This is a genomic window from Alistipes sp. UBA6068 (assembly GCF_949428155.1).
Taxonomy (GTDB): domain Bacteria; phylum Bacteroidota; class Bacteroidia; order Bacteroidales; family Rikenellaceae; genus Alistipes; species Alistipes muris.
In genome coordinates this window covers 21,070-46,561 of the sequence record NZ_CASQFS010000011.1, presented here as the reverse complement: position 1 = coordinate 46,561, position 25,492 = coordinate 21,070, and the positions used below count along the sequence as shown (strand labels likewise).

Genomic DNA, 25,492 nt, shown 5'->3' with positions numbered 1-25,492 from the left:
ACAAAACAAGTAGAAAATGGATAAGTTGAAGAAGACCAAAATCGTCGCCACCATGTCGGATTTCCGGTGTACCGAGGAGTTCGTCCGTCAGCTGGCCGACGCCGGGATGGACGTCGTGCGCATCAATTCGGCGCATGTCACCCTCGAAGGGGCTTCCCGCATCGTCGAGACGGTCCATCGGGTCAATCCCGCCATTCCCGTCATGATCGATACCAAGGGACCCGAAATCCGCGTCACGACCCTCGCGCCCGAGTTCGGCGAGCGCATCGAGTTCAAGGCCGGCGACCGCGTCGCCGTTCGGGGGTCGGACGGTTCCGACGCCACCACCCGCGAGGTGGTCTACATGAACGTGCCCGGCATCGTCGCCGACATCCCCGTCGGGGCCCGCATGCTTATTGCCGACGGCGAGGTCGAGCTGCGCGTCGTCGGCAAGTCCGATTCGGAGCTCGCCTGCGAGTTCGTCGGCGACGGGGCTTTGAGGTCGCGCAAGAGCGTCAACGTTCCCGGCGTCTCGATAGACCTGCCGTCGGTCACCGACAAGGACCGCCGTTTCATCGAGTGGGCCATTTCGCACGACGTCGATTTCATTGCCCATTCGTTCGTGCGTTCCGTGCGCGACTTGCAGGCCGTGCAGGCCATCCTCGACGCCCATGGCAGCCCCATCAAAATCATCTCCAAAATCGAGAACCAGGAGGGGCTCGACAACATCGACGAAATCATCGAGGCCTCCTACGGCATCATGGTCGCCCGCGGCGACCTGGGGGTCGAACTGCCCGCCGAGGTCATCCCCAATACGCAGCGGCGCATCGTCGAGAAGTGTATTTCGGCCAAGCGCCCCGTCATCATCGCCACCCAGATGCTCTATTCCATGGTCCGCAATCCGCGTCCCACGAGGGCCGAGGTGAGCGACGTGGCCAGCGCCATCTACGAACGCGTCGACGCCGTGATGCTCAGCGACGAGACCGCCATGGGCGATTATCCCGCCGAGGCGGTGGCTACGATGGCCCGCATCGCCCGCGAAATCGAGCGCGACGAAAGCCATTTCAAGCCCATGGTCGACCTCGACATGATTTCGGTCAACCACGAGATTACGGCCCAGCTCGCCCGGTCGGCCGTGCGGGCGTCCACCAACCTGCCCATCCGTTACGTCGTTCTCGATACCAAGACCGGGCGCACGGGGCGTTACCTGGCGGCTTTCCGCGGTCAGAAAACCGTTGTCGCCGTTTGCTACCAGCTTCACGCCCAGCGTATTCTGGCCCTTTCCTACGGCGTCGTGCCCATCCTGCGCAAGCAGGAGCTGTGCGACCGTTACCACTTCCTGACGGATGCCATGGAGGTGGTGGGGCATCTGGAGGATAGCGATTTGCTGGCCATCGTCGGCGGCAGTTTCGGTCCCGACGGCGGTGCTTCCTACGTCGAGATCGCCGACGTGAAGCGTATCCGCGAGCGCAACGAGTACAGTGCCTGCCAGACCCATTGATGCCGTGGCGGGCGAATTGAAAGAGCGCGTCGCGCGCGGCGTGGCCTGGTCCATCGGCGAGAAAGTCGGGACGATGCTCCTGCAAATGGGGGTGTCGATCGTCGTGTTGCGTCTGCTCATGCCCGGCGATTTCGGCGTCGTAGCCATCCTCACTGCTTTCGCCGCCTTCGCTGTGGTCGTCGTCGACAGCGGTTTTTCGCAGACCCTCATCCGCAAGGCCGAGCCTTCGGCCGAGGATTACTGTTCGGTGTTCCTCTTCAACATCGGGGTTTCGGCCGTGCTTTACGTGTTGCTCACGGCCTTGTCGCCTGTGGTGGCCCGTTATTACGACATGCCCGTCATCACGCAGATCGCCCCGGTCTTCTTTCTGTTGGTGCCCGTCAATGCGCTGTGCGTCATCCAAAATACCATTTTCACCCGGCGTTTCCGATTCGCCCTTTTGTCCAAGGTCACTTTCACTGCTTCATTGGTCAGCGGCGTTGCGGCCGTGCTGTTGGCGTTGGCCGGATGCGGGGTGTGGAGCTTGGTTGCCCAGCGGGTTTTGCAGATGGCCGTGCGGGCCTTGCTGTTGTGGTGGCTCAGCGATTGGCGGCCCCGGCGCAGCGCGGGTTGGAGTTTCGCGGCCTTGCGCGAGATGGCGCCGTTCAGTTTCAGTTTGTTGGCCACCGACCTCATCTCGGCTGTCTATAACAAGATTCCGCAGCTCTTCATCGGCAGGCTCTATTCGGCCCAGACCCTCGGTTTCTTCGACCAGGCGCTCAAGCTCAAGGACCTGCCCGTCTCTTCGACCATGACCGCCGTGCAGGGGGTCACTTATCCGGCGTTCTCCCGCATCGCCGGCGACGGGCGCAAGTTCGCCGAAAGTTTCCGGCAGGTGACTATGATTGTGGCCTATGCCATGTTTCCCGTCATGCTCGGTCTTTCGGCTGTGGCGCGCGACATGTTCGCCGTGCTGTTGGGCGACAAGTGGATGCCTACGGTGCCTTATTTCGAGGCCGTTTGCTTGGCCGGGCTTTTCTATCCGGTGGCGATGGTGGCTTACAACGTCATGAAAGTGCGGTGCGGGGGGTCCCTTATCGTCCGGCTGGAGGTCTCCAAGAAGATTGTCCTGACGGCCATCTTCGCCCTCACGATTCCCCGCAGCGTGCAGGCCGTTGTGTGGGGGCTGGTCGTTTTCGCCGCATGCGAAATGGTTGTCAACGTCTGGGCCGCCCTGCGTGTCTCGGCATTGCCGGCGCGGCGTTTCGTGCGGACGCTGTTTCCGATAGCGTGCGTCGCCGGGGCCATGTATGCGGCCGTCCGAGGGGTGGCGGGGGCTCCCATCGCCAACCCGTGGCTGCGGCTGTTGTTGGAGGCCGTCTGCGGAGCGGTCGTCTATCTGCTTCTCTCGCTGCTTTTCCGCTTGGAGGCGTTCCGCGAGCTTCGCGACATCGTCCGCAGGCAGTTCGCCGCGCCGCCGCACGAAATTTAGTAAGCGTAAAAATCGCCGTTTCTTGATAGGCGGAAAATCCTGCGATTTTCCGCCTCTTTTTTTGTTGCCGGAGTGTCCGTTTTTGTTGTCGCGGCGCGCCGCAAATCCTTTGCCGTGCGGTTTTTCCGGCTTCGGTTTTCCGGACGTCCGGCGGGTTCGCAGATTGCGTCCGGCGGGTTGCTTCCGGGTCGTATTTTGGGAAAATCACAAGTGTGTGCGCACACACTTTGGATATTCGGAAAATTGTTTCTATGTTTGCATACAACGATGGACAAGCTCAAAGAACATATCCGCATCGTCGACATCGCCCGTATGGCCGGAGTTTCGGCCGGGACGGTCGACCGCGTGCTCCACAACCGGGGCAAGGTCTCCGAGGAGAATCTGCGCCGCATCCGCGAGGTGCTCTCGGCGGTCGACTACCAGCCCAATCTCGTGGCCCGGTCGCTGGCTTCGAGCCGCGAACGGACCCTGGCCGTCATCATTCCCTCGTTCCGCGAGGGCGATTACTGGGCCGACGTCGACGCCGGGATTTCGCGCGCCGCCGTCGGGGCCGAGCGTTTCAACGTCCGGGTCCGCCGTTTCTTCTTCGACCAGTACGACCACGCCACCTTTTTAAGGACGCTCGCCCGCGTGCGCGACGAGCATTTCGACGGCGTGCTGCTCGCTACGCTCTTTGCCGATTCGGTCGTGGCCTATGCGCACGAGTTGGACGCCGAGGGGATTCCCTACGTCTTCGTCGATTCCAACATTGCCGGCTGCAACCGCCTGGCCTATTTCGGCACTTCATCGGCCGACGCCGGGTGTGTCGCGGCCCGGCTGCTCGCCGACCGCATCGCGCCCGACGCCGACATCCTCGTGGGCAGTATCGTCCACCGCGGCGACGGTGGGTCCAACCAGTGCCGCAACCGCGAGGCGGGTTTCCGCGACTACCTCGGCCGCGCAGGGTTCCGCGGCCGCCTGCTCGGGGTTTCGCTCCGGCTCGACGACGAGGCTTACAACCGCCGCGTGCTCGATGAGCTGTTCGTCCGGAACCCTCGTATCGCCGGGGCCGTCACCTTCAATTCGACTTGCTATATTCTCGCCAACTACCTCCGCGCTTCGGGCCGCGACGGGGTGCGGCTCGTCGGCTACGACGTCATCCCCCGCAACCGCGAGATGCTCGAAGCAGGGGTCGTCACGGCGCTCGTCGCCCAGCGTCCCGCGGCGCAGGGTTACCACGGGGTCATGGCGCTCTGCGACATGCTGGTCAGCGGCCGCCGCGGTCCGACCGACAACCTGATGCCCATCGACATCGTTCTCCGCGAAAACGTACAATTTTATAATAGCCACATCATCTGATTATGAAAAATCTTTTCGACATTCGCGGCCTCGTGGTCGTGGTTACGGGCGGTGCCGGTATCCTGGGCCGTTCCATTTGCCGCTACCTGGCCGAACAGGGCGCTTCGGTCGTCGTGCTCGACCGCGACGCGCAGGCGGGCGGCGAGCTGCTCGACGCCATCCGGCAGCAGGGGGGCGACGGGCTTTTCCTCACCACCGACGTGCTCGACCGCGAAGTGCTGGAGCGCAACCGTGCCGACATCCTCGCCAAGTACGGCCGTATCGACGTCCTGCTCAACGCCGCAGGCGGCAACATGGGCGGTGCGACCATCGCTCCCGACAAGTCGTTCCTCGACCTCGAAATCGACGCTTTCAAGAAGGTCGTCGACCTCAACCTTTTCGGTACGGTGCTCCCCACTACGGTCTTCGGCGAGGCCATGACCGCCCGCAAGAAAGGCGTCATCGTCAACTTCTGCTCCGAATCGGCCCTGCGTCCGCTTACCCGCGTCGTGGGCTACGGCGCCGCCAAGGCCGCCATCGGCAACTATACCAAATATATGGCCGCCGAGCTCGCCACCAAGTTCAGCCCCGAGATGCGCGTCAACGCCATCGTCCCCGGGTTCCTGCTCACCAACCAGAACCGGGCGCTGCTGACCAACCCCGACGGTTCCTATACCGACCGCGCGCGGACCATCATCGCCCACACGCCCGCCGGACGCTTCGCCGAGCCCGAGGAGCTGTTGGGTACCATCCATTACCTCATCAGCGACGCTTCGTCGTTCGTGACCGGGGCCCTGGCCGTGGTCGACGGCGGTTTCGACGCCTTTTCGATTTAACGAATAATCATCCCATGCCTATCCTTTGCACTCAGTCCTGGCGCTGGTACGGGCCCGATGACCCCGTATCGCTGGAGTATATCCGGCAGGCAGGCGCCACCGACATCGTCCATGCGCTGCACCACATCCCCAACGGCGAGGTGTGGCCCGTCGACGAAATCCGCAAGCGGCAGCAGCTCATCGCCGATGCCGGGCTCACCTGGTCCGTCGTCGAGAGCGTGCCCGTTCACGAGCATATCAAAACCCGATCGGGCGAGTTCCGGCGGTATATCGACAATTACAAGCAGTCGATCCGCAACCTCGCCGCCTGCGGCATCCGTACCATAACCTACAATTTCATGCCCGTCCTCGACTGGACGCGTACCGACCTCGCTTTCACCGTCGCCGACGGTTCCAAGGCCCTGCGCTTCGAGCGGGCGGCTTTCATGGCGTTCGACCTCTTCATTCTCGGGCGGCCCGCTGCCGAACAGGAGTACTCCGACGCTGAAAAGGCCGTCGCCCGGGCCCGTTTCGAGCGGATGGACGACGCTGAAAAGGAGCTCCTTACGCGCAACATGATTGCCGGGCTTCCCGGTGCCGAGGAGAGTTTCACGCTCGACCGGTTCCGCCGCGAACTCGACCGTTACGAGGGCATCGGTGCCGAGCAGCTGCGCGCCAATTTGGTGGCGTTCCTCAAGGAAGTCTGCCCCGTCGCCGACGAGGCGGGGGCCGTGCTGGTCATCCATCCCGACGACCCGCCTTATCCCATCCTCGGGCTGCCGCGCATCCTCTCCACCGCCGACGATTTCCGCAAGCTCACCGACGCAGTGCCCAACCCCTCCAACGGGCTGTGCCTTTGCACCGGGTCGTTCGGCGTGCGCGCCGACAACGACCTGCCCGCCATGATGCGCGAGTTCGGCGACCGCGTGGGGTTCGTCCACCTGCGTTCCACGCAGCGCGATGCCGAGGGCAATTTCTACGAAGCCAACCATTTGGAGGGCAACGTGCCGATGTTCGAGGTCATGAAGGCGCTGCTTGAAATCCAGCAGCGGCAGGGCCGTTCCATCCCCATGCGGCCCGACCACGGGCACCAGATGTGCGACGACCTCGGCCGCCGTTCCAACCCCGGCTATTCGTGCTACGGGCGCCTGCGGGGGCTCGCCGAACTGCGCGGGCTGGAGCTGGGCATCGCCCGTTCGCTCTTCGCCCAATAATGACAGACCAACCTTAATATAAACCTTTATGAAGAAACTTTTGACGCAACTCCATTCGCAGTGGCTGCTCCTCGCGGGGCTCGTGCTGCTGTTTCCGGGGCTTGTTTCGGCGCAAAATGCCGGGGGGGGGGAATTTTACCTTCTCCGGCGAGGTCTACGCCGACGGTGAGCCTCTTATAGGCGCTACGGTCACCGAGCCCGGCACTTCCAACGGTACCGTCACCGGTGCCGGCGGCGCTTTCTCGCTCCGCCTTTCGCGGCGGGGCGCCGAGGTGCAGGTGTCGTTCATCGGCTACGAGACCCGCACCCTGCGCGCGCAGGCCGACCGCCTGCGCATCGACCTGGTGGCCGACGCCCAGCAGATCGACGAGGTGATGGTCGTCGCTTACGGCACGATGAAGAAGCGCGACATCACGGGCGCCGTCACCTCCCTTTCGGAGGAGGCCATCGAGCGCAAGATGGCTTCCAACGTCTTCGAGGCCATGCAGGGACAGGTCGCCGGCGTCCACATCACGGCCGGCTCGGGCCAGCCCGGCGAGTCCGCTTCGGTCAACGTGCGCGGTATCTCCACCTTCTCGGCCGAGGGTGTCAAGCCCCTGTTCGTCGTCGACGGCATCCCCATGGAGGACATCGACGGCATCAACACTTCCGACATCCTCTCGGTCGAGGTGCTCAAGGATGCCGCGTCGGCCGCCATGTACGGTTCGCGTTCGGCCAACGGCGTCTTCATCATCACCACCAAGGGCGGTTCGGTCTCCGCGCCGCGCGTCGAGGTCAAGTACTACCATTCGTGGGGCAAGCTCTCCCACAAGCTCGCGCAGGCCACCCGCGCCGACCGCCGCAACTACGACCTCAAGCGCCGGGCGTTCTTCCTTGAGAACAAAATCGGTACGCCCGACGAGAGCTTCATGATTATCCAGGATTCGCTCAACGCGTCGTTCAACATCGACAACGACTACCAGGACATCCTGTTCCAATGGGGCCAGAAAGACCAGGTCGACCTCAGCGTCTCGGGCGGTTCCGACAAAATCAAGTACTACGGCTCCACGGGCTATTACAACGAGCGCGGTATCGTGCCCAACACCGGGTTCCAGCGTCTCACGGCCCGTCTCAACGCCGATTACAACGCCAACAGCTGGCTCACGCTCCACAGCCGCGTCTCGCTGGGCTATTCGCAGAAGAACGGCATCAACGAGGGCCAGCTCATGACGGCCATGCTTTCGCGCCGTCCCTATTTCAATCTCTATTATCCCGACGGGTCGCTCGCGGGCGTCTTCCAGGGGCAGAAAAGTCCGCTCGCACAGGTCGAGTACACCACCGACCGCACCGAGTACTACAAGGTCAATTTCTACCAGGGTTTCGAGGTCAGGCTGGCCAAGGGGCTCACTTTCTCCACCAACATCAACGCCAATCTCTACCTCGACAAGCGCCGCCGCGTCTATCCCAGCATGATTACCGACGAGTGGCAGAAAAGCAATACGGGCTATTCCAACGACAATCTCAACTGGAACTGGCTCAACGAGAACGTCCTCACCTACAAAAATTCGTGGGGCGGCCATAACTTCACCGCCATGGTCGGTTTCAGCGAGCAGCAGTGGCGTTACGACCGCAACGTCTTGTCGGGCATCAATTCGTCGTCCGACTTCCTCACGACGATGAACGCCTTTTCGGCCAACCTCATCCTCTCCGAAACCGGGGCCTGGCAGCAGAACCACGCCATGGCGTCGCTCTTCGCACGCGTCAATTACGATTACAAGTCGCGTTATCTGGTGCAGGCCACCGTCCGCCGCGACGGGTCGTCGCGCTTCTCCAAGAAGAACCGCTGGGGCAACTTCCCCTCCGTGTCGGCCGCCTGGCGTCTCTCCGACGAGCCGTTCATGAAGTTCTCGCGCCGCGTGCTCGACGACGCCAAGATACGCGTCAGCTGGGGTGTCACCGGCAACGAGCAGATAGGCAATTACGATTATCTCTATTCCTACACCACGGGCGACATCTACGACGGCATCGGCGGCGTCTATCCCGCCCGGCTCGCCGTCGACAACCTGCGCTGGGAGGAGACCCGCCAGACCGACGTCGGTCTCGACCTGAGCTTCTTCGGCCAGCGGCTCACCCTCACCGCCGATTATTACGACAAGTATACCGACGGCCTGCTGGCCAACCTCGAACTGCCCAAGGAGTCGGGTTTCGGGTCCATGCGCACCAACATCGGCGAGGTCCGCAACCGCGGTTTCGAGCTCTCGGTCGCAGGCGACCTGGTCCGCACGCGCGATTTCCGTTGGAACGCGTCGTTCAATATTTCGCGCAACTGGAACAGCATCGAGCGTCTTTCGACGGGCGAACCTTACCTTGAGGGCGACCTGTGGTGGATGCAGGAGGGCGGTTCGGTCGGCGATTTCTACGGTTACCGCCAGCTCGGCATCTTCCGTTACGACCAGTCCAACGCCTTCACGCCCGATACGTGGCAGCAGCTCACGCCCGTCTTCGAGGGGGGCGAGTTCCGCGGCTATACGCTCAACGGCCAGGCCTATACGGGCGACGTCGTGCAGAAGAAGCTGCCCAACGGCAAGCCTTTCCGCGGCGGCGACATCAATTGGGACGAGGCTCCCGGTTCGTGCGACGGGGTCATCGACGAGAACGACCGCATGGTCCTCGGCAACGCCCTGCCCACCTATACGGGCGGTCTCTCCACGACTTTCACCTATAAGAACGTTTCGCTCTTCGTGTCGTTCTATTATTCGTTCGGCGCCAAGATTTACAACGACGCCGAGCACCAGCGCAACATGTTCAAGTATTCGTCGACCACTCCCTCGCCCCATGTCATCAACAACATCTGGGTGCACCAGGGCGACGAGGCGCTTTACCCGCGGCCCTACAACGACGAGTTCAACAATGCGCGCTACGCCAATTCGTTCTACCTCGAAAAGGGCGATTTCATCCGCCTGCAGAACATCCGGCTCAGCTACGACCTGCCCGAGCGGTGGCTCAAGCCCGTGCGCATCAAGTCGCTGCAGGTCTACTTCTTCGCCAACAACCCCCTCACCTGGACCGCTTACAGCGGCTACGACCCCGAATTTTCGTCGGCCAATCCGCTGCGCATCGGCAAGGATACGTACCGTTATCCCCACAAGCGTGAGTTCGGTGCGGGCCTGAACGTCAAATTTTAACCGATTCCCGCCATGAAAAAACATATCGTCATCCTCGCCGCCGTTCTGTCGGCTTCGCTCGCCGGGTGCGGTTCGTTCCTCGACGAGCAGCCCGTCAGCGAGGTTCCCGCAGGCAACATGTGGAAGACTTCGCGCGACGCCAAGGCCGGGGTCAACCAGATCTACGGGTTCTTCCGCACCGCCATGCGCGAGAATTACTTTTATTGGGGCGAGTTCCGTTCCGACAACCTCGCGCCCGGCGCTTCGTCGGCCGCCGACCAGCAGCGCGTCATCGACAACCAGCTCACCACCGACCACCGCTGCACCCGTTGGACCGACCTCTACAAGGTCATCAACCAGGCCAACCTCTGCATCAAGTACATCCCCGGCATCGACACGCCGTCGGTCGCCGAGCGCGACGACCTGCTCGGGCAGGCTTACGCCATGCGTGCCCTGGCTTATTTCTATGCCGTGCGCGTGTGGGGCGACGTGCCTTTGTTCGTCGAGCCCAACGAGGCATACAGCGACGCTATCTACCGCGAGCGCACCGACCGCGATTACATCCTGCGCGAAATCATTCTTGAGGACGCCAAGAAAGCCGAGGGGCTTCTCGACCGCACCAAGAACAAGGAGCGCAAGCGTATTTCGGTCTACGGTGCCTGGGCCATCATGGCCGACGCCTACATGTGGCTGGGCGAGTACAGCCTTGCCGACCAGACCATCCAGAAGATGAAGAACGACGCCTCGTTCATGGCTTTCGAGCCCAGCATCGGCACCTGGAAGAAGATGTTCACCGAGGAGCTCAACGGCAAGGCCAGCGACAACACCCCCGAGAACGACGATTATTCGACCAAGGAGTTCATCTTCGTTATCCACTTCAACATGGACGAGGTCGGGACCAACGGTTTCAGCTACATGTACCAGTGGTTCACCGGGTCGGGCAACCGCGCCGGGGTCGTTTCGGAGACCCTGCGCAATAAGTTCGAGCAGGACCGCGACCTGCGCTTCCCCCTCGTCGCCAAGGAGTACCAGGCCGGGTGGGAGATGCGCAAGTACATCGCGGGCGACATCTCGTCCACGCTCAACAAGACTTGCCAGGTCGCTTATCCCGTCTACCGCTATTCCGACATGCTCCTTTTGCAGGCCGAGGCGCTGGCCCGTCTGAGCAAGTGGGAGGAGGCGCTCGATCTGGTCAAGCTCGTCCGCACGCGTGCCGGGCTCGATACGCCCCAGGCCGATTCGTTCGCCACCGAGGACGAACTGGTCGACTTCATCCTCGACGAGCGCCAGCGCGAGCTTCTTGGCGAGGGGCGGCGTTGGTTCGACCTCGTGCGCACCGGACGCTGGAAGACGGTCATGGGGCCCATCAACGGGTGCAGCACCGAGGGCAACGAGCTCTTCCCCGTCCATTATTCGCACCTCGACCAGAACAAGGCGCTCAAGCAGAACGCCTACTATGCCCAAACCCAGGAATAATCTTCAAATTCGCAAAGTTATGTTCAGCCATATCATCCGTTCCCTGTCGTTGTTCGCGGCCCTCGTGGCCGTCGGCTGCGGCGACATGAAGTTGCAGACCGACGCCGATTTCGACGCTTCGGTGCTCGACCCCCATATCGACATGACGGCGTGGGAGTACTTCGAGACGCGTTCCGACATCTTCTCGAAGTTTATGACCGCCATCGAACTCGCCGACATGAAGGAGTACTACACTCAGACCGCGCATCCTTATACGTTCCTCGCCCTCACCAATACGGCCGTCGACGGTTTCGTCTCCGGCGCCGGGTTTTCGTCGGTCGAGGAGGTGCCCGCCGAGAGTTTGCAGAACCTGATCCGTTACCACATCGTCGACGGTGTTTACAGCAGTTACGGCGATTTGCCCGTCGAGCCCATCTTCGTGCTCACGCTCCTGCGGGGCGAGGAGGGGCTGATGACCATGCTCACGCGCAAGAATCCGTGGATGGCCGACGCCGGTAAAATCGTCGTCAACAACACGGGCAGCAACGGCTCCTCGCCTATGCGCTTGGCCGTCAGCTCCAACATCATGCCCTTGAACGGCGTCGTGCACGTCTTCGAGAGCCATTGTTATTACAAGAAGTAGCAGCTTCAAAACCGAATCCTTATGAACAAGCATTCAATCATATCCCTGTTGGCTTGGTGTTTCGCCGCCGTGTCGTTGGCGGCCTGCTCCGACGGCGAGGGCATCGACCCGTCGTCCGCCGAGCCCGTCGTGGCTTATCCCTACGAGACGCTCGTCGCCGACCTCAACAAGGCCGACAATCTGCCCGTCGTCGCCATCGTCAAGTCCGAGGCCGGGCTGCGGAGCGTTGCGCTCGCCATCCTCACCGACGGGGGCGAGACGATTCCCGTCAGCACCGTCACCGAGTTCTTCGACCGCCACAGCTTCAGCCTTTCGGAGAAGATCAATTACAAGTCCGATTACGTTTCGGCCGTCGTTTCGGCCGAGGATTTGCTGGGCCGCCGCGCCGAGGCTGCACTGCCTATCCGGATTATCGACATCGTCGAACCTCCCGTCATCGTCTTCTCGCCCGAAAGCTGGGAGTACGACGAAACCGTCGGCGGCGACTTGCCCAATACCCGCTTCGTCGTCACCAGCGAGGTGGCGCTCAAGAGCATCGAGATGTTCCGCGTCTCCACCGAGGGGCAGACCCAGTACGGCGGTACCGTCACGGGCGGCGATACCGACCCGTGGGTGCGTTACGAGTTCGACGCGCTGATTGCCTACGGCGAGAACGACCGCGGTTTCCGCGTCCGGGCCGTCGACAGCTACGACCAGGTGCGCATCGTCTCGCTCCCTGTCAAGTATAAGACCGTGCCCCCGCCGACCGTTACGCCGGCCGCCGAAACCATCGTCGCCGAGCGCGACGAAAGCAAGGCCGTTGTGCTCGACATCGAGTCCATGGCCGGTGTGGTCAAGGTCGAGCTGTTCCTGCGCAAGGGCAAGACGGTCGGTTCCGACCCCGTCCTTTCCAAGACTTACGCCGATAAGCCCAATACGCTCGCTTTCGCTGAATCGCTTGCTTTCTCCGACGATGTTTCCGGCGTCCGGGCCGTCGTCACCGACAACGTCGGCCGTTCGACGTCCGTCGACATCAAGGCCATTGTCGGCATGGAGTTCGTCGAGGACGCGGTAATCGGGGGCATAGGCTTTACCGATGGAAATGCCTCTCAGCCGGGTGTCTATTCGCTCTTTTCGCTCAAGTACATGAAGACCCTCCCTATGACCGAGGTGCTCGACAATGCTACTTCCACAAGCGCCGATGTGGACATTTGCTACTACAACATGAGTAACAAGACTTTCCGCATCTATTCTCCCGACGGCGAAAAGAAAAGCGAGTATAAGGCGGCGGACGGGCGTACGCTGAGCAATCTTCCGGCAGCCGTTCTGACCCGCTACCAGCTTCGCAACGACATCGACTTCGACAGCGCCACGGCAGCAACGATTACCGAGCAGATTGTTGCAGGGCAGTTGACTTTATCCCGAATCGACGCGAACGTCGGCGACGTCATCGCTTTCAAGACGGGCGGCAAGTCTTCGGCCGGGGGTAACAGGGTCGGCATTCTCAAGGTGATGGACATCGTTTCGTATACGACCGAAACGGGCGCTCCGAAAGACACCCAGAAGTCGACCGTGATTGTTTCCGTCAAGTTCCCCAAGGAGTAGCCGTCGTTGTTTTCCGGGATTCTCCGGGTCCGTAAGGGCCCGGGGATTCCCCTTTTTCCGATTTCTTTCGTATGAAACTTTTCCGTCTGTTTTTGCTGCCCGCGCTTTGCGGCGTCCTGTCCCTCTCGGCCCAGAACGGCAAGAAGGTCTATGCCGATTTCCACGGCGTGCGTTATTCGCGCGCCCACGACGGCAAGCTGGGCCGCTGGGAGATGCACGCCGATACCCGGAAGTCGGCCACAGGGCGTGAGCGGCTTTGTTACAACGCCGATTTCGTCGATTCGCTCGGGCGCCACGACATCGCCGCCGTCGCTTATCCCGCCGTTGGCATGCAGTCCGACCTCGACCCCCACGCCATTGAGTACAAGATTCTCTCGGCTAAGACCGCCGGTATCGACGGCTTCTTCATCGAGTGGGGGTTCATGGGCCACGAGAACGACCTCTTGCTTCGGGCCATGCAGCCCGTCGCGGCCCGCTACGGTTTCGAGATAGGCGTCAATTGGTGCGACGGGTGGCTCTATTACGATTGGATTACGCGCCTGCACCCCCATATCGTCACCCGCGAACAGAAGACCGACCATTACGTCCGGTGTTATCAGTACCTCGTCGACAGCGTCCTTTCCGGTCCTACCGCTCCCCGCGTCGGCGGGCGGCCCGTCTTCTACCTCTTCGGGCCCGGCGCTTCGCCCGCCGAGTACGCGCGCGTCGTCGCGCAGGTCCGCTTCCCCGAGGGGTCTCCGCGGCCTGCCGTCCTGCGGCGCTGGGCCGAGTGGGGCAGGCTCGACGGCGACCGTTACGAGCCCGTCCGGTGGAGCGACGACATCGAGGCCTGGCGCAGGCTCGGGACCGTGCCGACCCCTTGGCTGCCCGCCCGCGTCCGCACCCGCGATGCCGCCTACGCCGAGTGGGACCATTGGGCCGCGCCCGATGATTGCATCGGGTTCATGAAGCCTTTCCGCGATTCCGTCTGGCTGAGCCCCCACCCCGCCTATACCGTCAAGTCCGGGTTCGTCGCGCCCGGGATGGACAACCGTGGCTGCGCAGGGTGGGGCGGACAGCATTTCTATTGCATCCCCCGCGACGGGGGCCGTACCTACGAGCGGCTGTGGCAGTTCTGCATGGAGTCGCGCGACAGCCTCGACATGATTTTCATCGCTTCGTGGAGCGATTATACCGAGGGTCACGAAATCGAGCCCACCCGCGAGAACGGCGACCGCGAGCTGCGCACTACGCTGCGTTACGCTTCGGCGTTCAAGGAGTTCGCCGCCGATTCTTCCGGTCTGGAGTTGCCCGCGCAGCTCTTCGGTGCCCGGAAGCGCAGTGCTTTTCTCGCCGCCGCAGGCCGTAAGGCGCCCGGTGCCGACGCCTTGCTCGACAAGGCCGCCCTTTGTATCGCCAACGCCCGCTATGCCGACGCCCGGCAGTTGCTCGACGACGCCGGCGGGCTCCTTGCCGCTGTTGAGCAGAAGTTCCGGCGGCGGGCGCTCGACATAGCGGTTTCGGACCTGCGTTTCAGCAGCGAGCCCTTGCACGGGGCTTGGAGCGCCGACCCCGAGTTGAAGGTTTACTTCCCCGCGTGGGCGCTCGGTCCCCTGATGACCGCCCGGGCCCATTCCGGCTACCTCGAATTCGAGTACTTCGACGGCGCGCCGACCGACCGCTTCGCTTTCGTCTATTCGCGTACCGACCGAAGCCCCAAGGAGCTGTTCTCCACCGTCGCCAAGTTCCGCACCGACGGTTCGGGCCGTTGGCGGCGCGTGCGGGTCGAGCTCCCGCCCGAAAATATCCGTTACGACGCGTCGCCCAACTTCACTTTCATGTTCAAGGGGCCCGTCCAGGTGCGCGACGTTTCGTTCCACTATACTTTGTTCCGATGATTTGCCGGGCATCCCTCCTCGCCGCGCTCTTTTTCGTCTGCGTGGGTTGCGGCCCCTCCTGCGACGGCAATACGTTCCGTTTCGACGACCGGGGCATGACCTGCTGCGTCGAGTTCCGTTCCGAGCGCGCCGTGCGCATCCTCGTGCGGCCCGATACGGCACGGCTCGTCACCCGCAGGCTCGTTACCGTCCCTGCCGACGCTCCCGTCGCCGTGCGGTGCCTTTCCGACAAGGATGGGTATCTGTTCCGTACTTCGCGCCTGGAGGTCCGTTACGACCGGGCGTCGGGGCGTTTCTCGTTCTTCGACCCTGCTTCGGAGCGGCCCTTGCTCGAAGAAGACGCGCGCACGCTGGTTGCCGACACCGTCGGCGGCGAGGCCTGTCTGGCCATAGAGCAGTCGTTCCGCACTTCGCCCGACGAATCGCTCTACGGGCTGGGGCAGTACCAGACGGGCCGCGTCGACCATAAGCACGATACGGTGCTCCTGCTCCAGGCCAACAAGGAGATCGCCAATCCTTTCCTCGTTTCGTCGCGCGGTTACGGCATCTTGTGGGACAATTATTCTTCGTCCGAGTTCCGCGACTGCGGCGAACGGTTCGCGTTCGTCTCCGAGGTTGCCGATGCCGTCGATTATTGGTTCGTCCGCGGCGACAGCCCCGCCGATTGCGTGCGGGGGTACCGCGAGCTCATCGGGGCCGCATCGCTGCCGCCCAAGTGGGTCTTCGGGTTCTGGCAGTCGCGCGAACGTTACAAGTCGTTCGACGAGCTCGAAAGCGTCGCGCAGGAGTTCCGCAGGCGGCGTATTCCGCTCGACGTCATCGTGCAGGACTGGGAGTACTGGGGCGACAGGCCGCACTGGAATTCGCTCCGGTGGGATTCCCTGCGTTTTCCCGACCCCGCCGCCCGCATCGCCCGGCTGCACGACAGCTGCGGCGTCCGGCTCATGCTCTCCGTCTGGCCCGGTTTCGGGCCCCGGACGGAAGTTTACCGCGAGCTGGAGCAGGCCGGGGCGCTGTTCGACGAGCGCACTTGGGCCGGGTACAAGGTTTTCGACGCTTTCGACCCTGCCGCGCGCGACATCTTTTGGCGCCATTTCAGCTGCGGGCTCCTCGCTGCGGGGGTCGACGGCTGGTGGATGGACGCTACCGAGCCCTCGTTCCGCGAGGGATTCACCCAGCGGCGGCAGGAGGAGCGCTCCAAGTCGGCCGGGCAGACCGCCTGGGGGCCTTTCCACCGTTATCTCAACGTGTATTCGCTTGTGTGGATGTCCGACCTCTGCGGGCGGCTGAGGGACGCACAGCCCGACCGCAGGCCTTTCCTCTTCACCCGTTCGGCGTTCGCCGGGCAGCAGCGCTTCGGCACGGCCGTCTGGTCGGGCGACGTCGTCGCTTCGTGGGACAATTTCCGGCGGCAGCTCGCCGCGGGCGTCGGTTTGTCCGCTTCGGGGTTTCCGTGGTGGACGGTCGATGCGGGCGGGTTCTTCGTCCGTTCCAACGGCGGAGCCTATCCGCGCGGGCTCGCCGACCCCGATTACCTCGACCTCTACGCCCGTTGGTTCCAGTTCGCGGCTTTTCTGCCCATCTTCCGCGCCCACGGCACCGACGTTCCGCGCGAGCCGTGGCAGTTCGGCGGCGGGCAGAGCGTGTTCTACCGCAACCAGCTCAAGTATATCGGCCTGCGTTACCGCCTGACGCCTTTCGTCTATTCCGTCGCCCGGCGTGTCGCCGCCGAGGACGCATCCATGTTCGAGGCCCTCGGCATGGCTTTTCCCGCCGACCGCGCCGTCGCTTCGGCCGACGACGCCTTTCTGTTCGGCGGGGCGCTGCTCGTGCGGCCCGTCTTCCGGCCCATGCCCGCCGGGGCTTCGCACCAGCAGGTCGCTACCTTGTTGCCGCAGCACCGCGGGGTGTGGTGGTACGATTTCTTCACGGGCGAAGCGCACCCCGGCGGCGAGCGCGTCTCCAAGGCGTGCGACCTCACCGAGCTGCCCCTCTATGTGCGCGGGGGTTCGGTTCTGCCCCTCGGCGAGCCTAAGCAGTCCGTCATGGAGGGCCCCGATGCGCGGCTCGAAATCCGCATTTACGCCGGAGCCGACGCCCGTTTCGACCTCTACGACGATTCCGGCGACGGGTTCGGCTACGCCGACGGCCGCTATGCCCTCGTGCGTTTCGATTGGGACGATGCCGCTTCCGCGCTGCGCATCTCCCGCCGCGAGGGGGCTTACGAGGGGATGGCCTGCGAGCAGGAATTCGCCCTGCGGCTGTTCCGCCCCGGTTGCGCCCCTGCCGAACAGACGGTTCGTTACGACGGCCGGCCTCTCGTGTGTACTTTTTAATGTTCCGACGATATGAGATTCCTTTCCGTTCTTTTCTTCGCCTTGGTGTCGCTCGCGGAGCTCTCCGCCCGCGAGCGCTACACCATCAACGAGGCGTGGCGCTTTGCACAGGGTTCGCCTTACGGGGCATTCCTTCCCGCGGCCGACGATTCCGCCTGGCCGACGGTCGACGTTCCCCATACCTGGAACGCGCAGGATGCCGACGACGACGAGCCCGGGTTCTACCGTGGTCCGGCGTGGTACCGCAAACGCTTCTTCCTCTCCGGCGACGCCGTGTCGGGGCAGGTCTACCTCTGTTTCGAGGGGGTCAACCAAACCGCCTGCGTCTATGTCAACGGCCATTTCGCCGGCAGGCATGCGGGCGGTTATACGCGTTTCGCCGTCGACATCACGCCGTTCGTCTCCGCCGGTGAGAACCTCGTCGCCGTCGAGGCCGACAACCGCCACGACCCCGACATGCCGCCTCTCTCGGCCGACTTCACTTTCTTCGGCGGTATCTACCGCGATGTCAGCCTGTTGCTGACCCATAAGGTCCACATCGCGCCCACCGACATGGGTTCTTCGGGCGTCTGCCTCTCCACGCCCCGCGTCTCGGCGCAGTCGGCCGAAGTCGACGTCCGGACGCTGGTCGCCAACCGCTCCGACCGCACGGCCCGTCTGCGCGTCGAACACCGTATCTTCGCTCCCGACGGTTCCGAAGCCGCCCGCGCCGGGTGTCCCCTCGTCGTGGAGCCCGGCCAGGTCGCCGAGCCCGTGTGCCGCGGCATCCGCATCGCCGACCCGCAGCTGTGGGACCTCGACGCTCCCAACCTCTACCGCGTTCTCACGCGCATCGTCGCCGAGGATGGTTCCGAACTCGACTGCGTTTCCAGTTCGTTGGGGCTCCGGTGGTTTTCGTTCGACCCCGACAAGGGATTCTTCCTCAACGGGCGGCCCCGCAAGCTCGTCGGCACTTGCCGCCACCAGGACTACGAGGGCCGGGGCTGGGCGCTCACCGATGCCATGCACGAGCGCGACATCCGCCTTCTGAAGCGGATGGGCGGTAATTTCCTGCGTATTTCGCATTATCCGCAGGACCCTGTCGTGCTCGAAATGTGCGACCGGCTGGGCATCCTCGCGTCGGTCGAAATTCCTGTTGTCAACGCCGTCACCGAGAGCGACGCGTTTCTCGACAACAGCGTCCGCATGGCCCGCGAGATGATCCGGCAGGATTTCAACCACCCCTCGGTCATCATCTGGGCCTACATGAACGAGGTGCTGCTGCGTCCGCCCTACAAGGACCCCGCGCAGCTCGCCGTCTATTACAAGGCCGTCGAGCGCGTCGCCCGGGCGTTGGAGGAGGCTGTGCGCGCCGAGGACCCCTCGCGCTACACCATGATGGCCTACCACAACGCGCCCGACGCCTACGCCGCGGCCGGGCTCACCCGCATCCCCATGATTCAGGGCTGGAACCTCTACCAGGGCTGGTACGAAAAGGACATCACCCGTTTCGAGAAGATTCTCGACCGTCTTCATGCCGAGTATCCCGACAAGGTGCTGATGGTCACCGAGTACGGGGCCGACGTCGACCAGCGGGTCCATTCGTTCGCACCCGAGCAGTTCGATTTTTCGCAGGAGTACGGGCTCGTCTATCATCGGCACTATCTGCGCGAAATCATGCGGCGGCCGTTCGTCGCCGGGTCGTCGGTCTGGAACCTCAACAGCTTCTATTCCGAGCCGCGGGCCGACGCCGTGCCCCACGTCAATCTCAAGGGGCTCACCGGGCTCGACCGCGAGCCCAAGGATACCTACCTTTTCTATAAGGCCCGTCTGGCAGGGCCGCAGCTTCTGATCGGCAACCGTTGCTGGCTCAACCGCGGCGGCGCTGACGACGGCAGGGGCCGCTGCACGCAGCCCGTTCCGGTCTTCACCGACCGTTCGTCCGTCACGCTGTTCCACAACGAGCGCAAGCTCGCTACCAAGCGTACCGAGGGCGGGGTGGCCATGTTCGACGTGCCGTTCGTCGACGGCGAAAACAGGCTCGTCGCCACGGCGGGCACCCTCACCGATGCCCTCACCGTCGATTTCCGCCTGATGAAGGCTTCGCCGCGCGGGTTCTCCGAACTCTGCGTCATGCTCGGTTCGCCCCGTTATTTCGATGACCGCGCGGCCGGTACGGCGTGGATTCCCGAGCAGCCTTACACCCCCGGCAGTTGGGGTTACGTGGGCGGCCGTCCCCTGCGCCGCGAGGGGACCGGGTGGCTCGGTTCGGCGGCCGACATCAAGGGCACCGACTGCAACGCCCTGTTCCAGACCCAGCGTGTCGGCATCGAGCAGTTCCGAGCCGACGTACCCGACGGCACCTATTCCGTTTATTTCCACTGGGCCGAACTCGACACCGAGGACAAGCGCGAGGCGCTGGCCTACAACCTCGGGGCCGATGACGCCGGGACCCGTTACCGGGGGCGCCGTTTCGACGTCGTGGTCAACGGTTCCAGGCTGTTGCAGGATTTCTCCATTGCCGAGGAAGCCGGATTCGCCCGCGCCCTGGTCCGCAAGGCCGAAGTCGTCGTCCGCAACGGGCAGGGCATCCGCATCGACTTCCTTCCCGTCGAGGGCGAACCCGTCTTGAACGCCATCCGCATCTACCGCAATCATTGACCCATGAAGCGATTGTTACTCCTTTTCGTGCTCCTGCCGCTGGGGCTTGCCGCCCAGCCGCAGCGGTTGCAGCTTGTGCTCTGCATCGGGCAGTCCAACATGGCAGGGCGGGGACCGCTCGACGCTGCCGCGCGCGACACCTTGCCCGGGGTCTTTCTGTTCAACGCCGAGGGGCGTTTCGAGCCTGCTGCCGGGCTTTTGAACCGCTATTCGTCCGTGCGCAAGGAGCTCGGCATGCAGCGCGTCGGGCCTGCGGGCAGTTTCGCCGTCGCTTTCTCCGCCGCGAGCCAGCGCGAACTGGGTGCGCGCTATGCCGCCGCCTTGTTGCAGCTCCAATCTGAAAACCAACCTGTTAAAACGTTTTAGCACCATGAAGAAACTTCTCCTTCCGATTCTTTGCGCAGGCTTTTTTGCGGCCTGCACCGACGACCCGGCGCCCGGCGCCGAACAGCGGCCCGGCCCCGGCGACCTGCCCGAGTACACCTATTCGCAGGTTGAGTTCCGGCGGCTGGTCAACGGCCAGTTCCGTGGCTGGACCGTCTCCGAAGCCATTGCCGGGGGCGACATCGCCGATGCCACCCAGACCCGCACCGTCGCGGGCATGAACTGGTTCCGGCCTGTCGATTTCCATGTCGAAACCCCGTGGGGCGGGCGGCTCGATTACGGCGAACCCGTCTCGGTGCGGGGTGCGGAGGGCTTTTTCCGCGTTGCCAAGGCCGGCGACCGCTGGTATTTCCTCGACCCCGACGGCGGGGCGGTCATCCTGCGCGGTACGCAGCACGTCCGTCCCTACCACATGGACGACACGCCCACTCCGGAGCACGAAGCGGGTTACAAGGCCCGTTTTTCGTCCGACGCCGCCTGGAGCGCCGAGACGGGCAGCCTGCTTGCGTCCAACGGCTTCAACTATATTTCCTACGGCGCCAAGCGCATCGCGCGCTTCCCCGACGACATCCGTTCCAACCTGCTTTGCCCCGCGGGAAAGAAGCTCGCCTACGGTGAAAACCTCTACCTGCTGCGCACGTTCATGTGGGACATGAAGTCGTTGGGCTACGGGCAGGATTTCGATTCGGGCAAGTACAACCGGCTGGTGCTCGCTTTCGAGCCCAAGTTCGCCGAGTACGCCGGGCAGTTGGCGCAGGAGAAGTGCGCCCTGTTCCGCGACGACGAGCATTTCGTCGGATATTACCTGGACAACGAACTGCCGTTCGTCGCCTACGAACACAGCAGCGTCACTCTCGGTGTCGAGCTCGCGCACTTCCTTTCGCTACCTGACGATTACAGCGCCGCCCGCGACTTCGCGCGGGCGTTCATGACCCGCGAGGGAATCGCTTCCGAAGCCGGCATCACGGAGGCCCACCGCGAGAAGTTCCGCGCCGAGGTTGCCGACCATTATTTCCGCGTCACGACCGAAGCCGTCCGCAAGGCCGACCCCAACCACCTGATTCTCGGTGCGCGTCTCCACGATTGGAGCAAGTACACGCAGGGGATTGTCGAAGCGTGCGCCCGCTATTGCGACGTCGTGTCGGTCAACTACTATTCGCGCTGGCAGCCCGAACCCGTCTACATGGCCAACCTTGCCACGTGGTGCGGCGAACGGCCGTTCATCATCTCCGAATTCTACGTCAAGGCTGACGACGCCTCCTACAAGGGACGCCCCTATCCCAATACCGACGGCGGCGGCTGGTTGGTCCGCACCCAGCGCAACCGCGGCGAGTTCTACCAGAATTTCTGCCTGCGTCTGCTCGAAACGCGCCGCTGCGCCGGGTGGATGCACTTCGAGTATACCGACGGTTACAGCGGCGGCAGGGGCTCCAACAAGGGGATTGTCTCGGTCGAGTACCAACCCTATGCCGATTATCTGTCGATGATGAAAACGCTTCATGCTAACCTCTACCGCCTGGCTTCGTACTACGATACCGACGGGCGGTAGGGGTTCGGTGCCCCGAAGCAGAGCGGCCTGCGGTCCGGCGATGCCGGGCTGCGGGCCGTGGAAACAGGGCGGGCCGGGAAAATCCATCCCCGGCCCGCCTTTCTTCTGCCGAACGGCTGCTTACAGGTATTTCTTCGGTTCGATAACGCCGCGCAGCACGACCAGCGCATTGAGGGCGAGCGCTTCGAGCTCGTTCTCCCCGGCGTAAACATGGACCGGAGCGATGAACGAGCAACGTTCGCGGATGGCTTCGACGATCGGCCCGTTGTAGGCGATGCCGCCCGTCAGCAGAATGCCGTCGACCTTTCCGGCCATCGCGGCCGCCATCGCGCCGATTTGTTTGGCGATGTTGTAGCACATGGCGTCCAGCACCTTGGCGGCACGCTCGTCGCCCTGCCCGATGCGCTCCATGACCTGTATCACGGAATTCGTGCCTAAGAGCGCCACGAGGCCGCCCTTGCTCGATATGAATTTCAGCAGTTCGTCCTTGGTGTACTTGCCCGAGAAGCAGACCTTTATCAGTTCCGCCGACGGGATGTTGCCCGCGCGGTCGGGGGCGAACGGTCCGTCGCCGTCCAGCGCGTTGTTCACGTCGACGATGCGTCCCTGCTTGTGGGCCGCCACCGAAATCCCCCCGCCCATGTGGGCCACTATCAGGTTCGTTTCCTCGTAGACGCGTCCTTCGCGCTGGCAGTGCATGCGCGCGATGGCTTTTTGGTTGAGTGCGTGGAAGATGGGTTTGCGCGGACACATGGGCATCCCCGTGATGCGGGCCACGTCGTCCATTTCGTCCACCACGGGCGGGTCGGCGATGTAGGCCTTGACCTTGGCCATGTGGGCGATTTGCGCCGCCAGCAGTCCGCCTAAGTTGCAGGCGTGCTTCATCTGGGCGTTGCGCAGGTCGTAGCGCATCCGCGAGTTGACCTCGTAGACGCCCGCCGTGACGGGGCGTATCAGTCCGCCGCGGCCGATGACGGCCGACAGCTCGCCGAGGCCGAAGCCGTTGTCCCGCAGGCTTTCGAGAATCAGCCCGCGGCGCCAGTCGAGCTGGTCGATGACGTTCGCGAAGCGCGATACTTCCTCGGTCGAGTGGCGCAGGGTCAGTTCCAACAAAGGGCGCTCGTCCTCGTAGAGCGCGAGCTTCGTGGAGGTGGAGCCGGGATTCAAAGCTAAAATCTTGTAGCTCATAGGTTTCTCGGTTCTTGGGGGTGTGTGGTCCGGTATCCGGGCCCGGCCGCATGGCGCCGTGCGGGGCGTCGGGTGCGGTCTCCGGTCCGTTCCCGGGCTTCTGCTATCGGCAGAAGCCCGGGCGGTATCCGGGGGAGTCTCTTATTTGGCGGCCAGGCAGGCCAGTGCGATGGAGTAGAGTTTGGTCTTGCTGCTGTCGCCGCGCGAAGTCAGCACGCACGGCACTTTGGTACCCATGACCATCGCGGCCAGTTCGCCGCCGCACAGGTGGGTCGTTGACTTGAAAAAGACGTTGGCCGATTCGAGGTTGGGGAAGAGCAGGCAATCGGGATCTCCGGCGACCGACGAACCCTTGACTTTCTTGTGCTCGGCCACCTCCCTGAACAGCGCCACGTCCAACGACAGAGGACCGTCCACGATGACGTTGCCCAGCTGGCCGCGGTCGCCCATCTTGGCCAGCAGTGCGCCCTCGGTCGACGACACGACGTTCGGCAACACCTGTTCCGACGGGGCGATGCAGGCGATTTTCGGGGTCTCGACGCCCAGCAGGTTGGCCGTCTGCGCCAGGTAACCGATTTGCTTCATCTTCTGTTTGAAGTCGGGCTGCGGAATCACCGCCACGTCCGACATGACGAGCAGCTTGTGGTAGCAGGGCATCTCCGAAATCGACACGTGGCTCAGCACGCCTTTCGGGGGAAAGAGGCCCGCTTCCTTGTTCAGAATCCCGCGCATGTACTTGTCGGTCGACACCAGGCCTTTCATCAGCACGTCGGCGTTGCCCGCCACGACGGCCGCCACGGCCTGCTGCACGCACTTCATGTCGTTCTTTTCGTCGACGATGTTGAACGCGTTGATGTCGATGCCGTGTTCGCGGCACACTTCTTCGATGACGGCCTTTTCGCCGTAGAGGGTCGGTTCGACCAACCCTTCCTTATAGGCTTCGTAGACTGCCTCCAGCGTGTGGGCGTCCTGCCCGTAGGCTACGGCCAGCCGTTTGCGGCCTTTCTTTCTCGCCTCTTCGACGATTTCGGTAAGATGTTGAATCATGGTTATCTGTTTAGTGTTTTCGCGGTTTTTCCGAACGGGAACAATGCTTCGGTCGCATTATTCACTATTCATTATTAATTATTCATTTCACCAAATTGTACGTGTCCGTGGCGATGACCAGCTCTTCGTTCGTGGCTACGACCGCCACCTTCACTTTCGAGTCGGCCGCCGAAAGGATTTTGTCCACTCCGCGGGCCCCGGCGTTGGCGTTCCTGTCGAAGCGCACGCCCATGAATTCCAGCCCCGTGCAGACCGATTCGCGCATTTCGGCCGAATTTTCGCCTACGCCGCCCGTGAATACGATGAGGTCTACACCGCCCATTTCGGCCGCGTACTCGCCCACGAATTTCTTGATGCGGCTGTAGTACATGTCGCGCGCGAGGATGGCCCGCGGGTTGCCTTCGTCATAGGCGCGGTCGATGTCGCGCATGTCGCTCGATATGCCCGTCAGCCCCATGACGCCCGATTTCTTGTTCATCATCGTGTCGAGATCGGCGTAGCTCATTCCCTCTTTTTCGCCGATGAACGTGACGGCGCTTGCGTCGACCTGGCCGCAGCGCGTGCCCATGACCAGACCGTCCAGCGGTGAGAAGCCCATCGAGGTGTCGAACGAGCGGCCGTTGAGCACGGCTGTCACCGAACCGCCGTTGCCGATGTGGCATGTGATGATTTTCGAGCGGTCGGGGTCGATGCCCGCCAACTTCGCACCCGCGCGGGCAACGTATTTGTGGCTCGTACCGTGGAATCCGTATTTGCGGACCCGGTATTTCTCGTAGTACTCGTAGGGCAGGGCGTACATGTAGTTCACGGCCGGGATGGTCTGGTGGAACGATGTGTCGAACACCGTGACCTGCGGCACGCCCGGCAGTACCTTCTCGATGGCGTGTATGCCCTCCAGGCTCGCCGGATTGTGCAGCGGCGCTATCTGGCACAGCGAACGTATCTTCTCTTTCGTGTCTTCGTTGACCAGGCAGCTCTGCGGGAAGAATTCGCCGCCGTGCGCCACGCGGTGGCCTACGGCTTTCAGCTCGTCGAGCGAGCCGATGACCCCGTGCCGGGGGTCGGTCAGGGCCGCCATGACCAGCTCGATGCCCGTCGTGTGGTCCGGAATCGGCCGGTGCAGCTCGAATTTCTCTTTGCCCACGGGTTTGTGGGTCAGGTCGCCCTCCGCAAGTCCGATGCGTTCTACGAGGCCTTTTGCGAGCAGTTCGCTCGATGCCGCTTCCATGTCGATTACCTGGTATTTGATCGACGAGGAACCGCAGTTGAGTACCAATATTACCATGTCGTTATTTCTTCGTATTAAAGATTGATAAGTTAAATGTAGCTATTTTTTTGCGAGTGCACAA

17 protein-coding genes are annotated in these 25,492 nt (G+C 63.0%); 14 read left to right on the top strand and 3 right to left on the bottom strand.

Translation table 11 applies throughout. From position 1 onward, the window contains the following. The first annotated feature begins 16 nt into the window (after positions 1-16). The 14 genes from pyk (at position 17) to QVG21_RS07410 (ending at position 21,908) form a co-directional block, all read left to right on the top strand. A complete protein-coding gene (gene pyk, locus QVG21_RS07475; protein ID WP_287923660.1) occupies positions 17-1,480 on the top strand; it encodes a pyruvate kinase in 1,464 nt (487 codons plus the stop codon). Continuing rightward, a complete protein-coding gene (locus tag QVG21_RS07470) occupies positions 1,461-2,951 on the top strand; it encodes a lipopolysaccharide biosynthesis protein (protein ID WP_325362612.1) in 1,491 nt (496 codons plus the stop codon). The genes pyk and QVG21_RS07470 overlap by 20 nt, the downstream gene beginning before the upstream one ends. Before the next feature lie 267 nt (positions 2,952-3,218). Next, complete coding sequence (locus tag QVG21_RS07465) at positions 3,219-4,289, top strand: LacI family DNA-binding transcriptional regulator (RefSeq protein WP_287923658.1); 1,071 nt, start codon at positions 3,219-3,221, stop codon at positions 4,287-4,289. Positions 4,290-4,291: 2 nt separating this feature from the next. Further along, the gene (locus tag QVG21_RS07460) at positions 4,292-5,104 is read left to right on the top strand and encodes an SDR family oxidoreductase (protein ID WP_287923656.1); all 813 of its coding nucleotides are present in this window, start codon (positions 4,292-4,294) and stop codon (positions 5,102-5,104) included. A gap of 14 nt (positions 5,105-5,118) precedes the next feature. Then, positions 5,119-6,297 carry a mannonate dehydratase gene (gene uxuA, locus QVG21_RS07455; protein WP_287923653.1) on the top strand — a complete coding sequence of 393 codons (1,179 nt, stop codon included), beginning with the start codon at positions 5,119-5,121 and terminating at the stop codon, positions 6,295-6,297. 116 nt (positions 6,298-6,413) lie between these two features. After that, the gene (locus tag QVG21_RS07450; RefSeq protein WP_287923650.1) at positions 6,414-9,461 is read left to right on the top strand and encodes a SusC/RagA family TonB-linked outer membrane protein; all 3,048 of its coding nucleotides are present in this window, start codon (positions 6,414-6,416) and stop codon (positions 9,459-9,461) included. Positions 9,462-9,473: 12 nt separating this feature from the next. After that, positions 9,474-10,916 carry a RagB/SusD family nutrient uptake outer membrane protein gene (locus QVG21_RS07445; protein ID WP_287923647.1) on the top strand — a complete coding sequence of 481 codons (1,443 nt, stop codon included), beginning with the start codon at positions 9,474-9,476 and terminating at the stop codon, positions 10,914-10,916. Between the two features lie 19 nt (positions 10,917-10,935). After that, positions 10,936-11,538 carry a fasciclin domain-containing protein gene (locus QVG21_RS07440; protein ID WP_251214673.1) on the top strand — a complete coding sequence of 201 codons (603 nt, stop codon included), beginning with the start codon at positions 10,936-10,938 and terminating at the stop codon, positions 11,536-11,538. Between the two features lie 21 nt (positions 11,539-11,559). Further along, complete coding sequence (locus QVG21_RS07435) at positions 11,560-13,122, top strand: hypothetical protein (protein ID WP_287923644.1); 1,563 nt, start codon at positions 11,560-11,562, stop codon at positions 13,120-13,122. Positions 13,123-13,193: 71 nt separating this feature from the next. Next, positions 13,194-14,999, top strand: a complete 1,806-nt coding sequence (locus tag QVG21_RS07430; protein WP_287923642.1) for a glycoside hydrolase family 99 protein — start codon at positions 13,194-13,196, stop codon at positions 14,997-14,999. Beyond that, on the top strand, positions 14,996-17,335 hold the full coding sequence (locus QVG21_RS07425; RefSeq protein WP_287923639.1) for a glycoside hydrolase family 31 protein: 2,340 nt from the start codon (positions 14,996-14,998) through the stop codon (positions 17,333-17,335). Before QVG21_RS07430 ends, QVG21_RS07425 begins: the two co-directional genes overlap by 4 nt. Positions 17,336-17,347: 12 nt before the next feature. After that, a complete protein-coding gene (locus tag QVG21_RS07420; protein ID WP_287923636.1) occupies positions 17,348-19,975 on the top strand; it encodes a glycoside hydrolase family 2 TIM barrel-domain containing protein in 2,628 nt (875 codons plus the stop codon). Positions 19,976-19,978: 3 nt separating this feature from the next. Further along, positions 19,979-20,341, top strand: coding sequence for a sialate O-acetylesterase (locus QVG21_RS07415; protein ID WP_287923633.1), 363 nt, complete (start codon positions 19,979-19,981; stop codon positions 20,339-20,341). Between the two features lie 4 nt (positions 20,342-20,345). Further along, the gene (locus QVG21_RS07410; protein WP_287923630.1) at positions 20,346-21,908 is read left to right on the top strand and encodes a glycoside hydrolase 5 family protein; all 1,563 of its coding nucleotides are present in this window, start codon (positions 20,346-20,348) and stop codon (positions 21,906-21,908) included. A gap of 120 nt (positions 21,909-22,028) precedes the next feature. Here QVG21_RS07410 and buk read toward each other — a convergent pair whose 3' ends face one another. The 3 genes from buk to QVG21_RS07395 all read right to left on the bottom strand — a co-directional run bounded on the left by buk (position 22,029) and on the right by QVG21_RS07395 (position 25,428). After that, a complete protein-coding gene (gene buk / locus QVG21_RS07405; protein WP_251214680.1) occupies positions 22,029-23,096 on the bottom strand; it encodes a butyrate kinase in 1,068 nt (355 codons plus the stop codon). A 141-nt stretch (positions 23,097-23,237) separates the two neighbouring features. Next, positions 23,238-24,143: a phosphate acyltransferase gene (locus QVG21_RS07400; protein ID WP_287923627.1), complete on the bottom strand. Its 906-nt coding sequence runs from the start codon at positions 24,141-24,143 to the stop codon at positions 23,238-23,240. A gap of 82 nt (positions 24,144-24,225) precedes the next feature. After that, positions 24,226-25,428, bottom strand: coding sequence for an acetate/propionate family kinase (locus QVG21_RS07395; protein WP_287923624.1), 1,203 nt, complete (start codon positions 25,426-25,428; stop codon positions 24,226-24,228). Between the last annotated feature and the right edge of the window lie 64 nt (positions 25,429-25,492).